The organism is Aciduliprofundum boonei T469, from assembly GCF_000025665.1.
Lineage (GTDB): Archaea > Thermoplasmatota > Thermoplasmata > Thermoplasmatales > Aciduliprofundaceae > Aciduliprofundum > Aciduliprofundum boonei.
On sequence record NC_013926.1, the window covers coordinates 428,808 to 443,651 of the forward strand.

Annotated in this window: 22 protein-coding genes; 15 read left to right on the top strand and 7 right to left on the bottom strand. The window is 39.1% G+C overall.

From position 1 onward, the window contains the following. The first annotated feature begins 27 nt into the window (after nt 1-27). The 10 genes from fbp (at nt 28) to ABOO_RS07885 (ending at nt 7,417) form a co-directional block, all read left to right on the top strand. Nucleotides 28-1,143, top strand: a complete 1,116-nt coding sequence (fbp, locus tag ABOO_RS02180) for a fructose-1,6-bisphosphate aldolase/phosphatase (RefSeq protein WP_008082010.1) — start codon at nt 28-30, stop codon at nt 1,141-1,143. Between the two features lie 70 nt (nt 1,144-1,213). Then, the gene (locus tag ABOO_RS02185) at nt 1,214-1,645 is read left to right on the top strand and encodes a FeoA family protein (RefSeq protein ID WP_008081928.1); all 432 of its coding nucleotides are present in this window, start codon (nt 1,214-1,216) and stop codon (nt 1,643-1,645) included. Nucleotides 1,646-1,649: 4 nt separating this feature from the next. Continuing rightward, nucleotides 1,650-3,647 (top strand): ferrous iron transport protein B, encoded by a 1,998-nt coding sequence (feoB, locus tag ABOO_RS02190; RefSeq protein WP_008082675.1) that lies wholly within the window; start codon nt 1,650-1,652, stop codon nt 3,645-3,647. Then, entirely contained in the window at nt 3,644-4,078 is a 435-nt protein-coding gene (locus ABOO_RS02195; protein WP_008081982.1) for a hypothetical protein, read from the top strand. The genes feoB and ABOO_RS02195 overlap by 4 nt, the downstream gene beginning before the upstream one ends. Further along, complete coding sequence (locus ABOO_RS02200; protein ID WP_008082091.1) at nt 4,075-4,326, top strand: FeoC-like transcriptional regulator; 252 nt, start codon at nt 4,075-4,077, stop codon at nt 4,324-4,326. The genes ABOO_RS02195 and ABOO_RS02200 overlap by 4 nt, the downstream gene beginning before the upstream one ends. A gap of 24 nt (nt 4,327-4,350) precedes the next feature. Then, complete coding sequence (locus tag ABOO_RS02205; protein ID WP_012997134.1) at nt 4,351-4,854, top strand: metallophosphoesterase; 504 nt, start codon at nt 4,351-4,353, stop codon at nt 4,852-4,854. A gap of 50 nt (nt 4,855-4,904) precedes the next feature. Next, nucleotides 4,905-5,135 carry a hypothetical protein gene (locus ABOO_RS08070; protein ID WP_012997135.1) on the top strand — a complete coding sequence of 77 codons (231 nt, stop codon included), beginning with the start codon at nt 4,905-4,907 and terminating at the stop codon, nt 5,133-5,135. After that, nucleotides 5,110-5,751, top strand: a complete 642-nt coding sequence (locus ABOO_RS02210) for a DUF835 domain-containing protein (RefSeq protein WP_012997136.1) — start codon at nt 5,110-5,112, stop codon at nt 5,749-5,751. Before ABOO_RS08070 ends, ABOO_RS02210 begins: the two co-directional genes overlap by 26 nt. Nucleotides 5,752-5,755: 4 nt before the next feature. Further along, nucleotides 5,756-7,072, top strand: coding sequence for an RAD55 family ATPase (locus ABOO_RS02215; RefSeq protein ID WP_008082270.1), 1,317 nt, complete (start codon nt 5,756-5,758; stop codon nt 7,070-7,072). Between the two features lie 3 nt (nt 7,073-7,075). Next, nucleotides 7,076-7,417: an ArsR/SmtB family transcription factor gene (locus ABOO_RS07885; RefSeq protein ID WP_012997137.1), complete on the top strand. Its 342-nt coding sequence runs from the start codon at nt 7,076-7,078 to the stop codon at nt 7,415-7,417. Here ABOO_RS07885 and ABOO_RS02220 read toward each other — a convergent pair. Continuing rightward, nucleotides 7,312-7,890, bottom strand: a complete 579-nt coding sequence (locus ABOO_RS02220; RefSeq protein WP_048102877.1) for a hypothetical protein — start codon at nt 7,888-7,890, stop codon at nt 7,312-7,314. The genes ABOO_RS07885 and ABOO_RS02220 overlap by 106 nt on opposite strands. A gap of 127 nt (nt 7,891-8,017) precedes the next feature. Between ABOO_RS02220 and ABOO_RS02225 the strand changes: the two genes are divergently transcribed. The 3 genes from ABOO_RS02225 to ABOO_RS02235 are packed head-to-tail and all read left to right on the top strand — an operon-like array spanning nt 8,018 to nt 9,586. Then, on the top strand, nt 8,018-8,356 hold the full coding sequence (locus ABOO_RS02225) for an ArsR/SmtB family transcription factor (protein ID WP_008082167.1): 339 nt from the start codon (nt 8,018-8,020) through the stop codon (nt 8,354-8,356). Nucleotides 8,357-8,358: 2 nt separating this feature from the next. Beyond that, nucleotides 8,359-8,922, top strand: a complete 564-nt coding sequence (locus ABOO_RS02230; RefSeq protein ID WP_008082309.1) for a hypothetical protein — start codon at nt 8,359-8,361, stop codon at nt 8,920-8,922. Further along, complete coding sequence (locus ABOO_RS02235; protein WP_012997138.1) at nt 8,912-9,586, top strand: RAD55 family ATPase; 675 nt, start codon at nt 8,912-8,914, stop codon at nt 9,584-9,586. The genes ABOO_RS02230 and ABOO_RS02235 overlap by 11 nt, the downstream gene beginning before the upstream one ends. Here ABOO_RS02235 and ABOO_RS02240 read toward each other — a convergent pair. From ABOO_RS02240 to ABOO_RS02245, 3 genes are read right to left on the bottom strand one after another with little or no spacing between them, the layout of a single operon-like run. Next, on the bottom strand, nt 9,569-10,465 hold the full coding sequence (locus ABOO_RS02240; protein ID WP_008082694.1) for a phosphoribosylaminoimidazolesuccinocarboxamide synthase: 897 nt from the start codon (nt 10,463-10,465) through the stop codon (nt 9,569-9,571). The two genes, ABOO_RS02235 and ABOO_RS02240, sit on opposite strands and share 18 nt — an antisense overlap. Nucleotides 10,466-10,494: 29 nt before the next feature. Beyond that, on the bottom strand, nt 10,495-10,650 hold the full coding sequence (locus ABOO_RS08030) for a hypothetical protein (protein ID WP_008082710.1): 156 nt from the start codon (nt 10,648-10,650) through the stop codon (nt 10,495-10,497). A gap of 11 nt (nt 10,651-10,661) precedes the next feature. Continuing rightward, a complete protein-coding gene (locus ABOO_RS02245; protein ID WP_008082438.1) occupies nt 10,662-11,033 on the bottom strand; it encodes a DUF4064 domain-containing protein in 372 nt (123 codons plus the stop codon). Between the two features lie 84 nt (nt 11,034-11,117). Here ABOO_RS02245 and ABOO_RS02250 point away from each other — a divergent pair, with 84 nt between their 5' ends. Then, entirely contained in the window at nt 11,118-11,876 is a 759-nt protein-coding gene (locus ABOO_RS02250) for a PrsW family intramembrane metalloprotease (protein WP_012997139.1), read from the top strand. On the opposite strand, the gene ABOO_RS07890 is transcribed toward ABOO_RS02250, so the two are convergent. Both ABOO_RS07890 and ABOO_RS02255 read right to left on the bottom strand, forming a co-directional pair. Next, complete coding sequence (locus ABOO_RS07890) at nt 11,842-12,102, bottom strand: KEOPS complex subunit Pcc1 (protein ID WP_012997140.1); 261 nt, start codon at nt 12,100-12,102, stop codon at nt 11,842-11,844. The genes ABOO_RS02250 and ABOO_RS07890 overlap by 35 nt on opposite strands. Continuing rightward, nucleotides 12,057-12,986, bottom strand: a complete 930-nt coding sequence (locus tag ABOO_RS02255) for a 3'-5' exoribonuclease YhaM family protein (protein WP_008082712.1) — start codon at nt 12,984-12,986, stop codon at nt 12,057-12,059. Before ABOO_RS02255 ends, ABOO_RS07890 begins: the two co-directional genes overlap by 46 nt. Nucleotides 12,987-13,067: 81 nt before the next feature. On the opposite strand from ABOO_RS02255, the gene ABOO_RS02260 reads away from it, so the two are divergent. Next, on the top strand, nt 13,068-13,751 hold the full coding sequence (locus tag ABOO_RS02260; protein WP_008081958.1) for a hypothetical protein: 684 nt from the start codon (nt 13,068-13,070) through the stop codon (nt 13,749-13,751). Here the strand turns inward: ABOO_RS02260 and ABOO_RS02265 are convergent. After that, nucleotides 13,748-14,833, bottom strand: a complete 1,086-nt coding sequence (locus tag ABOO_RS02265) for a M24 family metallopeptidase (protein ID WP_008082430.1) — start codon at nt 14,831-14,833, stop codon at nt 13,748-13,750. The genes ABOO_RS02260 and ABOO_RS02265 overlap by 4 nt on opposite strands. Nucleotides 14,834-14,844 lie beyond the last annotated feature (11 nt).

Here is a 14,844-nt window from a genome sequence, read left to right on the forward strand (position 1 = left end):
TAGGGGGATTTAGGCACGGTGAATAAGATGGATAAGATAACAATAAGCTTGATTAAAGCGGATGTAGGAGGTTGGCCCGGACACTCCACCGTGCATCCAGATTTGATTGAAACTGCCAAAGAAGCTTTGCAGAAAGCAAAGGACGAGCACATTTTGGAAGATTTCCATGTGACAGGCGTAGGAGACGATTTGCAACTCATAATGACCCATCGTAAAGGTGTGGATAGTGAGGAAATCCACAAATTAGCATGGAACACCTTTGAGAAGGCAACCGCCGTGGCTAAAGAATTAAAACTATATGGCGCTGGGCAGGACTTACTAAAGGATGCTTTTAGCGGGAACATAAGGGGTATGGGCCCAGGAATAGCAGAAATGGAAATAACGGAGAGGAAGAGCGAGCCAATTGTGGCTTTTATGATGGATAAAACAGAGCCGGGAGCTTTCAACTTACCCATATACAGAATATTTGCGGATCCATTTAATACAGCAGGATTGGTAATTGACCCAAGTATGCACGATGGTTTCAAATTTGAAGTATGGGATATAATGGAGCACAAGAAAGTTATAATGCACTCTCCAAAAGAGATGTACGATTTGCTCGCTTTGATAGGAGCGAAAAGCAGGTATGTCATAAAGAGAGTTTATGCTACCGAGAGCAATCCAAAGGTAAAGGGAGAGGTTGTAGCAGTGGTTAGCACAGAGAAACTCTACCAGATTGCAGGAGAGTACATTGGAAAGGATGACCCTGTGGCATTGGTTAGGGCACAGAGCGGTTGCCCAGCGTTGGGCGAGGTACTAGAGCCCTTTGCATTCCCCCACCTCGTATCAGGATGGATGCGTGGTTCTCACAACGGTCCTCTTATGCCCGTTAGCATAAAACAGGCACACTGCACAAGATTTGATGGTCCACCAAGAGTTGCAGCATTAGGATTCCAAGTGGCAAATGGAAGGCTCGTTGGACCTGTGGATTTATTTGATGACCCCGCATTTGATAGAGCCAGGGAAACTGCTCAATACATAGCCGACTACATGCGCCGCCATGGACCATTTGAACCCCACAGATTGCCACTGGAGGAAATGGAGTATACTACCTTACCAAAGGTTCTCACAAAACTCAAGGACAGGTTTGAAAAAATTCAATAACCCTTTTTTATTTTTAGGTTACCCGAAATTGTTTAATTAAGTTTAAATATGCCCTCTCCATCCTTAACTCGTGAAATTGAGTGAGCTTAGGCCTGGAGAAACGGGCGTTGTAACAAAAGTTACGGGAACGGGAGCTATACATAGAAGGCTCTTAGCCATGGGTATACTTCCAGGCACTGTGATTCGGGTAGCCCGTTTATCTCCGTTTGGAGATCCTATTGAGTATGAAATAAGAGGGGTTTTTATATCTCTGAGGAGAAGCGAGGCCGAGTATGTTGAAATCGATAGAATTGTCCCTCTACATTTAATTCCTGCCGGGGAGAAAGTTAGAATTGTAATACTCGATGGAGGGATGAATTTCATAAGAAATATGGGGAGCATAGGAATTTCCCCGGGAAAAATTATTGAGATAATAAGCCCATGCTGTCCTATGCGAGTCAGAACTGAGCTGGGAGAATACTATGTTGGAAGGGGAGAGGCATATAGAATTTATGTGAGGTGATTTCTTGCTAATTGCCCTGGCTGGAAATCCAAACACAGGCAAAAGCAGCCTTTTTAACGCTATAACTGGTGCGCATCAACATATTGGTAACTGGCCAGGGGTAACTGTTGAGAAAAAGGAGGGTATAATAACCTTTGAGGGAAAGAAAATAACGATAGTGGATTTACCCGGCACATACTCTTTAACGGCATACTCTCTCGAGGAGGTCATAACCAGAAATTTCATTTTGGAGGAGGAGCCAGATGTGGTTGTAGATGTAATTGATGCCACAAACTTAGAGAGAAACCTGTACCTTCTCACAGAATTGATGGAGCTCACAGATAGAATAGTCATAGCATTAAATATGTTTGATGAGGCAAAGAGAAAGTACAAACTCGATGTAAAGAAGATGAAGGAACTTTTGGGCATACCTGTTATTCCAACAGTTGCAATAAAGAATAAAGGAGTGAAAGAACTCCTGCACGCCTGCCTCCATGGAGATTTCACACCAAAGAAATTTTACTATCCCGAGGATGTGGAAAATAGAATCGAAAAACTTCAAGGAATAATGGAAAAATTAGATTTAAAGAATAAAAGATGGCATGCTATAAAGCTTATTGAAAATGATAGTGAGGTACGCAAAAAATTTGCAAATTTAGGCAGAAAGGATATTTTGCACGAGGCGGAGCATCTCAGGCACGAAATTGAAGACATATATGGGGATGATATAGAAACATTGATGGCCTCGTTCAGGTATTCTTTCGCCCATGGCCTGTTCCACGAGGTGGCAGAGCCCTTGAATGTCGGTGGAGTTACAATAACTGATATGATTGACCATGTTGTGGCGCATAAAATATTCGGCTTGCCCATATTCTTGGTCATTATGTACCTCTCATTCGAATTCGTATTCGTTGTTGCTGCACCTTTTCAAGATGCAATTGACCTGATTTTTAATGGGAAAACACTACCTTCTGGGCAGCACATAAACGGATTGATAGACATCTCATATCACTGGATGGCTTCTTTTATACCTGCCTGGGCTGCTTCTTTCATAAATTATGGTATGCTAAGAGGTTTAGCAGCTGTTCTTACATTTACCCCAATTATAATGTTTCTATTCCTCATTCTCTCAATACTTGAGGATTCTGGATACCTCGCTAGAGTCGCATTCTTGATGGACAGGTTGATGCGCAAGATCGGTTTGGAGGGGAGGGGCGTAATATCCCTGATGCTTGGATTTGGATGCAATGTGCCGGCAGTTATGAGTACTAGGGCTTTAAAGAATGAGAGAGAGAGAAAATTGAGCATAGCATTAAATCCACTAATTCCCTGCGGTGCTAGAATACAGGTGTTTGCATTCATAACAGCCATATTTTTCAAACACAATAAAGCTCTTGTTATGTGGTCTCTTCTACTTCTTTCCATGGCAGTTGTAGCCGTCTTGGGTTACATTTACAGCAAAACGATTTTTAAAGGAAAGGCAGAGCCCTTTGTTATGGAATTGCCCCCGTACAGAGTACCATCTCTAAAAGGAATAATCATACATATGTGGGAAAAAAGTGAGGGGTTCTTACGCAAGGCAGGAACTATCATCGTAGGAGCCGCTGGAATAATCTGGCTTTTAGCTGCCTTGCCTTGGGGCGTTAAATTCGGCGGAGAGAATAGCTATATTGGGCAAATTGCCCATTTTCTTGCCCCAGTAGGCGCTCCATTTGGAATCACTCCAGAATCAATCATAGCCCTATTTTTTGGATTCTTCGCAAAGGAAGTTGTGATAGATGTATTCTATGTGCTATACGGCACAAAAGAGGCAATGCTTGCAGCCATGACTCCCTTGCAGGCATATTCATTGCTCCTATTCATCCTATTTTACACACCTTGCGTGGCCACATTGGCAACAATATACAATGAGACAAGGAGCATAAAATTCGTCATATTTGTAATTCTTGAGGGCTTTGCCTTAGCATTGCTCTTCTCCTTCCTCGCATATAATATAGGCTCATTTATGGGGGTGGGAGGTTGAAACTTCAAACAAAGGTGCTTCTCTCCGTTATTTACTCATCCATCCTCGCTTCCTTCTCACTTATTCTGGGCATACTTGAAATAGCTGGCTTTTTGGGTTTTCACACAAATTTTGCTCCTGCGGATATAATGGGTGGCTTTTCACTCATAGTGGCTTCCACCCTTATTCTCTATGGTGCTAAAAACACTGCAAAGCTTCTATACGATGGGCTTTCATTTTACCTTGTGGGCCTCTCTCTCCTCATAGCCATTGGATTTTTAAATATAATAATAGCTCTTGCAGATTTACTTGATTATTACATCCTGTGCATTGGAGAGAACTGCCCCGGCTATGCAGCCTATGTTCGTCCAGAGATATACATTTTCTTCTTGGCCCTCCTTGGACTCTACCCATTCTTTGCTCGCTGGCATTTCAGGAGGAAAACTCCATGATTAAGGATGTTCTGCGTGGCATATACCAAGGAAAGAGCATAGCACAAATTGCAGAAGAGCTCAATATGGAGTACTCTGCACTCATGGGCATGATTGAGCATCTGATAAAAATGGGATACATACTCGCCGCGGATAGAAAACCTCAGGAGCTTGGCCCTTGCAAAACATGCCCTCTTTACAAAGTATGCTCAAAGAACGGCCCGAAAATATACTATTTAACAGAAAAAGGGAAGAGGGCAATAAAATAAATTAATCAAATACCATTTACCTCCATGCTTGTGGGAATAATAAGCGATACACATGATAATTTGGATTCTGCAAAAAAAGCGGCTGAGATTTTCAGGGAGAGAGATATAAAGATAATTTTTCATCTCGGTGATTTCATAGCCCCGTTCACCCTAAAAGCATTCGAGGGCTTTGAATTGTATGGAGTTTTTGGAAACAACGATGGGGAGAAGTTCTTAATAAAAAAAATTGCAGAAGAGTTTGGTTTTAAAATTGATTTTGCACCCTTTGAGGTCGAGCTTGAAGGCAAATCTTTTTTGCTCCTGCATGGATTTGGAAGTATAGAAAGAACTTTAAAAATTGTTAATTCTTTCGCCGCCTCTCAGAATTACGATTTCGTCCTATATGGTCACACTCATAAAAGAGATTTAAGAAAAAAGGGGAAAACGATGATAATCAATCCTGGGGAGGCATGCGGATATTTAACTGGGAAAAGAAGTATTGCTATTCTGAACATAGAAAATAAAAGCGCAGAATTCGTTGAATTTTGAGATACTTTAGTACAAAAAATTAAATACATTTAAAGAAATAGGGAAATACCATGGAGATACTCTGTTTCCACAGCAGCGAGGAATATAGAAGCAAGATTTCGGAGCATTTGAAAGAGATGGGTTTTGAGTTTGAATGCTTTGAGCTGGAAGATTATAAAGGTATTTTATCCCTATGGAAAAAGTATTCTCCATCAATAATCTTAACTGAATTAACGGATAAAAATATAAAAATTCTTGAGGAGGATATTTTTCGTAGTGCCTATCATAAAACATTTGAATAGGGCACTTATGACCAAGTATGCAAATAGAGATTTCATAATTCTGGATGAGTTAACAAAGAATTTCAGAAGGAGTTTTATGAGCATCCTTTTATCACATAAGGATAAGAAAAGCGTTGCAAAAATACTTTCAATACCGAGAATTGCAAAGAACTTGATATACGCTTACGATTTTGAATGGGGGAGAACTTTCATAGTGCCCACAAGCGCAAAGGATGAACTCTACAAAATTCTACCAAAGATCTCCGATTGGAATGTACAAATATTTATGGCAATAAGAGAGAGGGCTGGTGTGCCTAAAAATTTGAGCAATGCAAAAATTGTTTGGATAACGGATATCGTGGGCAAAGATAGAATTAAACCCCACAATCTAACAATTTTAACGGATAGTATAATAAGATTTATTGAAGAGAATGAGCACACCTTCATCGTGGTGGATTGCATAGAATATCTCTTGCTCTATAACGATTTTATAAATGTGCTCAGAAATATTGAGCTAATAAATAGCTATGTGATGGAGCATAATGCCATTTTAATTATCATAACTGATAATGAAGCTTATACAACTAAAGAGTATTCTTTATTAAGGAGATATGCAATAGAATGGAAAGGAGTGTGATAGGATGATACCTCAAGAAGTCATCGGATTCTTCAAAAATAAAGGCGGGCACTCTTTAATCATAAAGGGTGAGCCGGGTAGTGGAAAAACCACATTTGCACTGGAGATTTTGAATTCTCTAAAGGACCATTTTGAAATCCAATACCTATCTTCACGGGTTGCGGATGATGTCCTATTTCTCCAGTTCCCTTGGCTGGAAAATGTGTTAAAGAAGAAGATCAAAAAAAGCAATAGTAAAAAAATAAAGCGTGAGGAACTCAACAAGCTGGAGGGACTTATAGAAGAAGGGTTGATGGAAGAGAAAGCAACATTCACGGAAAATGAGGCCATATTTGAAATAGGCTCTATGATGCCAGAAATTGATGAAATCTATGATTTTGTAGAAAATGTTCATCCTAAAAAGGCATTAGTGTGTGTGGATTCTATCGATGGACTTAGCGAAAAGTACGGTGTACCAGCTGAAAAATTGCTCTACACTCTCCAAAAAGACCTAGTGGAAGAGGGTGTTGCAAATATTGTATTTGTGCTTGAGAGCTCTGGATTTGAGAATATAGAATACTTGGGAGACGGAGTAATAAGCTTGCACCACGAGCCTTGGAACTCCAGCTGGAAGAGATATATGTACATAAAAAAGCTCAGGGGCTCTCCAATAAAGAGATCAAAATACATTTACACTCTGGAAGGCGGGCATTTCAATGTCCTCAACTACAATAATTTCTCATTGGATAACATAAAAAGCATAGATTTATCAAATCTGATTTCATACTTGGAGAGCATCGACTCTTCATCTTTGAATTTAATAATCTCTCCAAATTTTCCTGTTGAGTTATTACAGGCCATTGTGCTATCATTCTTGAAAATGAGTAAGGAAGATTCTTTAATTATTCCTCCAATATCTTACCCAAGCACGAAGGTAAAAGAGCATTCTTCAAAATTCTTAGATAAGGATGTGAAAACTGCAGGATTTAACAAAGAGAAGGCGGACATAATCCTTGAAGGAAGTGATATGCTTATTGAATTATCTCCAGATATCGTTAATTATCATATAAAAGAGGGCGCAAATGTAATAATAAGCTTAGACACCCTCTTAGGCCTCTACGGAGATTTAAGAGACCTGCCAAGATTAATTGAGAGGATGAAGAGAAGTCACAGGGTAATACTTCTTAGCTGGAATAACGAAATAAATGCTGGCATAGAGAGAACAATAAATATGGTTATGATGGAAAATATACCTGTTATAAATGATTCTAAGAGCGCAAAAGCGATAATTCCTAAAATGAGCAACGATGGTATATCGCTAGAGCTTATACCCCTAATGTAAGGGGTGATTAAAATCGTAGATGAATCCTATGCCTGGGATGTCCTTCATCATCTTTCGGATCCATATTCTGTTAGGATTTTGAGGGCCACATTACACAGACCATTAGATGCCATTACATTGAGCAATACCCTTGGAATTCCAATAGCCGTGTGTTATAGAAGATTGAGAGAGTTGGAAAGGTTAGGATTGATTGAAGCAGTAGGAAGAAAATTAACACAAAAGGGTAAGTGGATTACCCTTTACAAAGCTCGAATTAAGAATGCCACTGTGGTAATGAAAGAGGGTAAATTGTATTTGCGCATCTCTTTCCGGTGGGGCCAGGAGGAAGAGCTAGAGGTTGAATAAACCTTTCTGCTAACTATGTAAAGTACGGCCATAGTTGCTAGGAAAATTATTGTGCCCAATATAGCTGCATTCATACCGAATATTGTGGTGCGATATGCATACCACTGAGAGCTGATAGGATAGAATATCGCCAAATTATCTCCCTCCAAGATTGCATCAGAATATATGTGAGTCATATTTATCCCGAATATTGTGAGAAGAAGAGGCATAAACCTCTTTCTTGAATCGTAAATGTAATCAATAAGTATTAATGCGAGAGGGAGCTGCCAGAAGAAGATAAGATTATGCGTTATGTCCTTATTTACCAGGTGAGCACCATCCGTAATAGCCTCCATTATTATGGCAAGAATAAGAGCACTAACAAACTTACCCCTCCTCTTTGGAAGAAGCAGAATGCCAGCTAAGAATCCTAAAAGAATATGCCACATGATATTTCCGACGGATGTTTCCAAGAGGAACCATGATACATTCATATTTGTCCTTTTGCTATTTTTATTTAAATACTGTATGATGTTAAAATCTCGGGAGATTTTTGTGATTGATTTTCATTTGAGATAATCACACTGCAAAATATATAAAAATAGGATCGATGGCTTAACTATGGAAAATGCATCGCTAGACAAAATTGTAAGGATTTTAACAGACAATTACGCCATAAAAATTCTGGCTGCTACAAATAAGGAGGAGAAGAGTGCTATCCAGCTTAGCCAAGAGCTTGAAGTGCCTATCGCTGCATGCTATCGCCGCTTGCACATGCTAGAGAAAGCAGGACTAATTGATGCATACGAGAAAATCACGCCCAAGGGTAAAAAGATGAGGTACTATATGTCAAAGATTAAGAGAGCACATATAAAAATTGAAGACAACACCCTCATAGTTGAACTATTATTCTCAAATGGAAATAAAAAGAAATACAATGGAAAGATAGTGGCTGGATAAAAATGAATGTGAAAGAAACTTTGATATCTGAAAATCTCGCCAATTCGATTTCTAAGAACGATATTATTGTTATCAATGTGAAACCAACACATCAAACAAAAAATAATTTAATTGTTTTAAAAGCTCTTGCAGATATAAACAAATGGAGGGGACTAATAATTACCCTCGAAAAACCACACCATTATCTCACTTACCTCCTAGGAATCCAAGGAATACCTCAGAGAAATTTAACTTATATTGATTTAGCGTATGCAAAAAAGAAGAAAATTAAGTTCCCTATAGAGATTATGAAGAACAAAGAACTGGTTGGAGGTTTCATAGATGGCAATAAAATATCTGCAGAGAACTTTGATTTTATCATGGTTGATAATATCTCAACTGCAAAAATGTACATGCGCAAAGAGAGTTTGATCGATTTCATTCATTATCTTATTGATGAATCAAAGAAGTACAAAATTACATTGATACTGCCCATAGATGTTTCAAGAGAAAAGGATGTTTTTGAAGAAATTAAAGATGAGGTAAAGAAGATAGATTTTGAGGAGGTGTTGAAAAATGCCTATTAGCCGCATTCCCTCGGGAATTAAGGGACTGGATTCGCTGGTAGAAGGGGGCTTTCCTGCACCCTCTGTTATTCTCATCTCAGGCACTGCCGGCTCTGGAAAAACGACTTTTGCATTTCAATTTTTAATGGAGGGGGCGAAGAAAGGAGAGAAGGGTTTGTACATTTCCACGCTTAGCGAGAGAACTGAGTGGATGCTCAGATTTATGTCCAACTACGAGTTCTTTGACCCAAAATACTTGGAAGATGGAACTATAATTTATGAAGATATAGGCAAGGACTTGGGAACCTTGGATAATATGAAACTCATAATAAGGATAAATGAGATTCTAGCGGAGCATGTGCCTCAGAGAATAGTGATAGACCCCATAAATGTTGTCAATAACTTTGTGGACAATTACAGACAATTTCTCTTTGAGCTCGTCACCCTTCTAAAAAATTGGTCGGCGGTCTCAATATTAACTGGAGAAATCAAAGAAGGAGAAAAATATCCAGAGGATGTTGGATACACTGCTGATGGAATAATCTCTCTTCTTATGAAAACTGAAGATAATGTAATCAAGAGGTACATACAAATCTTGAAGATGCGAGGAACAGCCCATAGTATGGCCCTTCATCCACTTGATATAACTTCTAACGGAATAGAGGTCCTAAAAGCCAGATTCTAATTTTCTCCCCGTTATTCTCTCGTACATCTCTACATATAATTTTGATACTTTTTCTACCATATCTTTGGGCAATGGAGGTATTTCGGGCTCCTCTTTTCCTTCTTCCCTTGCCATCTTTAACTCTTCATAGTATCCTATGCTACGATAGTACTGCCTTACAAATTCCTTGCTTAATTGTACAATTTTCCCCCTCTCATAGGCATCTTTGTCCCACCAGCGGTCCTCATCCAGTGTACCGAAGGTGTCCACCAAATAAATCTCTCTTCCTTCACCAAATGCAAATTCCTTCTTGCCATCCACATGCAATAATCCCCTTTTCCCAACTTCATTTGTTATTATTTCATCCACCTTTAAAATTAACTCTCTTATCTCCTCTATCTCGCTTTGTCTTAGCCCACCAATTTCTCGGGCCTCTTCAAAACTCACTTTTCTATCATAAGCTTCAAACTTCGTTGTTATCTCAAAGTACGGCTCGGGCAATTTCTCCCCATATTCTGGCATACTCTCAAACCCCAAAAGTTTGTAATCCATTTTTCCATTCTTCAATCTCTCGTATAGAGAGCCAGCAACATAATATCTAGTTATGAACTCCAAAGGGATTAGGTAATTTTCATTCTCAATCCTTGGCTTGTTGATTATTCTAAATCTCCCAACTCGCATTTTTGAATCTTCACAGGATAAATAATGATTTTTTATTTTCATCTCACCTATTTTTTCAAACCAGAAGGCTGCACTCTTGCAAAGTGTTTCACCTTTTCGTGGAATTTTTGAGGGTATGATTTTGTCAAAAACAGATATGTTATCTGTAAACAAAAATAGCAATTCCTTGTCATTCAAAGCATAAACTTCCTTAACCTTTCCCTTCCTTATTAATTGCATAAAAAGAAATAGATGAGATGTATAAAAACCTAGCGATTTGCAATAATCTGTATATAATTGTACAATTGCTTTAGGTAATCCTTTATTCCGTTTACATCTTTCTCAAGCACTCTAACATCAACCTCAAGTTTGCTCAACCTATCTTCCAAATCTCTAATTTTTCTCTCCATTATATCTTCATCCATTTATTCACCTCCTAACTCGGTGGCGGTGGTGGTAAAATTACAGATTTCTCCTGAGGCTTCTTCCAAGTTAGTGCCAAAATACCACCTATTAGAAGAAGTATGAATGCTATAATGCTCCATATAGTAATAACCGCTGCGATAATAGCCAGTACTCCTCCACTATGCACTTTTTCTGGGTTTCTCATCCAAAATGCTGCTAAGAATCCAAGAACTGAGCCTATAATTCCAACAATCGCACATACTACTCCAAACCAAGAGACAGAAGATTCTGGATACGAACTAATCATTACCCCTGCAATAGAGATAATTAACCATCCAAATAGAGCAAATATCGCCCCTATTATAGTTATTATGAATGCTGCCGAAGGATATTCTTCCGCCATCATACCACCATGAAATGATAACTTTAAAACTATTAAATTTTGCCATTGAGAAAAAATAAATAATCCATATTCAATTAATCCTCCGTGAACCTCATATTTCTATCGATAATAGTATCCGTAGCCCTGCTTCCGTCTCTCATTTATATGATTATAGTTAGAAATACAGAAAAATATGAAAGAGAGCCGTGGAGAGCTGTGCTGCGCTCGTTTATAACTGGCGCCTTCTTTGGCACAATAATGGCTGCAATTATAGAGCTCATCGCGGTATTCGTATTCAAATCATCCCTAGAATTTCTGAGAGGTTATGAGTTCATAGCCGAGCATGGTGCAACCTTATCCTCTCTCACTCTCGCCCTCGTAATCGCCCCCGTGGTGGAAGAAGCTACAAAGGCATATGGTGTTCTGGTTTCAAAGAGATATATAGATGAAATTGAAGATGGGCTCGTTTACGGGGCCTCTTCAGGTTTTGGATTTGCATTTATGGAGAATTTACTGTACGAGATCTCTGCACTTCTTTCCGGTGGGTTCTTTGCCTGGTTAACCGTTTCTATAATACGCTCATTATCATCAGCATTGCTTCATGGGAGTTCTACTGCCTTTACAGGTTTGGGCTACTCTATGAGAAAAATAGCGAGAAGAAGTTCTATGGGAAGGGGGTATCTAAAAGCTGTCACCATGCATTCATCCTTCAATCTTTTAGCTTCCATTCCAATCTTGCTTGGTGGCATACATCCAATATTTTATCTAGCCCCACTGCTTATAGCCATTGTCTATGGATTTATGGCATTTTCTTACATAAGAAAGAAGATCAAGATGTACGATAGACCTCTTCGGCAACGATGATACAAGCTAATAAATCATCTAATGTGTGCAAAAGCTTTGATGCCTTCTCCGCCCGAGTTTCACATATGACTTTATTTCCTTTCACCGTACAATCTAAAAATTGGTAATTATCAACATCTATACTCTCGTATATCGCCCTTGCCATCTCCTCGTTCTCATACTCTAAAGTAATCATTCCCTTTATCCAGTGTAAATTTCCCTTCCCAGACGCTTTGAATACTGCCATTCTTCCTCACCACCTTCAAATTCTCGCAAAGATAAATCAATCATATCCGCATAAAATAGAATATATGCCTCTTTCGTTCTTATCCTCTGAGGTACATTATCCACTATCGGAGAGTGGTGAGAGATTATAGCATGCAATAACTTCTCTCTCAAATCGCTCGGAAAATCAACAATCTCCTTTATCCTAGATTCAACCATATTGAAGCTTAAAACTGTGTGCCCCAATAATTTTGCCCTATCTCTCTGCTTTATTATAGTATCTATCTCGTAAGAATCTACCTTGCCCACATCGTGCAATAGAGATGCTGTTATAAGCAGTTCTCTATCAATATCGTAAGTTTTGGCCATAGAATCGCATATTCTTGTTACATTTAATGTGTGCTCGGCAAGTCCTCCAATATACGCGTAAACTTCATAGGAGGACCATGGCGCCTCTTTAAACCTATCCAAAAATTCATCCTGGGAGAAAAAGAAATTAAGCAATTGAGAGAGATGTTCATTTTCAACCGAATCTACAAATTTCTGTATCTCTTGCATTATTCCTTCTATATTATCTACTGCGGGCACAAATCTCTTCTTATCAAAATTCTCAATCTTCTTTATGTAATCGTATTCTGCATCCACAGATATTGTTGGCTGTGTGTCCTTCTGAAAAGTACCTCGGAGCTCAATAACATCTCCCTCTCTTATCTCATTGTACAATCTTTCAGTTAATCTATCATCATTACCCCAGTATTTAACTATAACCTTTCCAGTTTTATCTCCTGCCTCAATAACAAAGTACTTTCCAAACTTTGCTCTGTACTCCCTTATTCCAAACTTTTTGCGTACTGCAAGGTGCAAAATAGCATTTTCACCATCCTCTAACTCGCTCAAATATTTCATAATTTGATATTCACCTATTAAAGATATAATTTTCCCCAAACTGAACAAGAAGTTTTTATATTAATAACCATTTTTTGATGCATGTGCGTTGAATACCGCGGATTCAAAAATTACTTCATTAGGAGGAGAGGGAGCAAGAGAGTTTTTCTCTACATATCTTGGCTTTTAAAATTATCCTTCATAGCACTTATGGGGTGGGGTATATATCGCCACGATTTGATGCTCATAGGAAAGTCCATATTTGGATTTGTCATCGCCATCCTTCCCTTCCTGCTCGAAAAAAGATTTGGCATCGTCACTCCTGCCTTTTTAGATTTTCTGATAACCCTTGCCCTGTTGCTGCACCAGAGGGGTGTGGCTTTCAATTTATATGATAAATTTCCATACTACGATGTTGTTCTGCACTCTTTCTCTTCAATAGTTCTTTCCACCCTCCTGATACTTACCTTTTATCTTCTGGAGAGAAACTCTCCAAATCTAAAGATGAGTTATGGGTTCATAGCCCTTCTTGGAATAGTGTTTACCATGGCTCTTGGAGTAGTATGGGAAATAGGGGAATTCACCATAGACCAGCTATTTGGATACCATACTCAACCAAGCCTCGCAGATACCATGGAAGATCTCATTCTAGACACAATTTCATCAACCTTCGTTGCCATTCTTGCCTACATATCAATGAAAAGAGGAAGCTTTGAAAATGCTGTCAAAGAGACAAATGATAGTATAAAGGATTTGCTAAAAAGAAGGAGAGAGAAGATTTCTTAAACTTCTATTAACTCATCCTTCTGGGCAGATGTTAACACTTCGTATCCATCCTTCTTAACTAACACATCATCCTCTATACGCACACCGCCAAATCCCGGGATGTATATGCCCGGCTCAACAGTTACAACCATTCCTTCTTTGAGAGGTACATCGACCAACCTTGATAAGCCAGGATGATCATGAACTGCAAGTCCTACACCGTGGCCCGTAGAATGTGTCATTCTTCCCCTGTACCTTGTAGAATCTATGATTTCATGCACCTTCGTATCTATATCCTTGCCATTGACCCCTTCCTTTATCATCTCAATGCCCATCTTTTGCACTTTTAGTACCGTGTAATAAATATCCCTCTGCATCTCCGATGCCTTTCCAAAAACAAAGGTACGGGTTATATCAGAATTGTAATGATGGTACCTTGCACCGAAGTCACAGAGTACAAAATCTCCCTTCTTCAACTTCCTCGCCCCTGCCGTGTAATGGGGTTCTGCAGTGTTCTCCCCGAAAGCGGATATCGTTGTAAAGGCCTCACTTTCTGCTCCTCTTCTCAGCATTTCATAAACTATGCGAGCTGCTAACTCGTATTCCCTCATGCCCTCATGCAAGAAATCCGGAATATCGTCTGCTACCTCGCTTGCAATTTTCGCAGCTTCTCTCATCAATTTTATCTCTTCGCTGCTTTTTATCTTCCTTGCTTCCATTATCACATCTGCCACATTTATATATTCCCTTTCTCCCAGCACTTCCTTTAACTTCTCAAAATCTCTAACAGTTAGAGTTTCAAAATTTAGGCCTATCCTTTTAGCGTTTCCAACAAGTTCTTTTAACATCTCATTCCTTTCTTTACCCGTACGATATATCTTAACCTCATTTTTTCCTTTTTTAGCGCTCGTCTCCTCAAGCAGGGATGTGAGCACCGTAACCTTATCGGGCCTAACAAGAGCATAAGAGCCTTCGAATATTCCGCCTTCAACAAGCCCTGTTACATAGAAGAAGTTGAGTTCTACAACTGGCTCTCCTCTGTTAAATAATAAAATTAGATCCACATCTTCCTTCAAATTCCCAAATATCTTTTCTTGGTGCATAGGTGGGTATC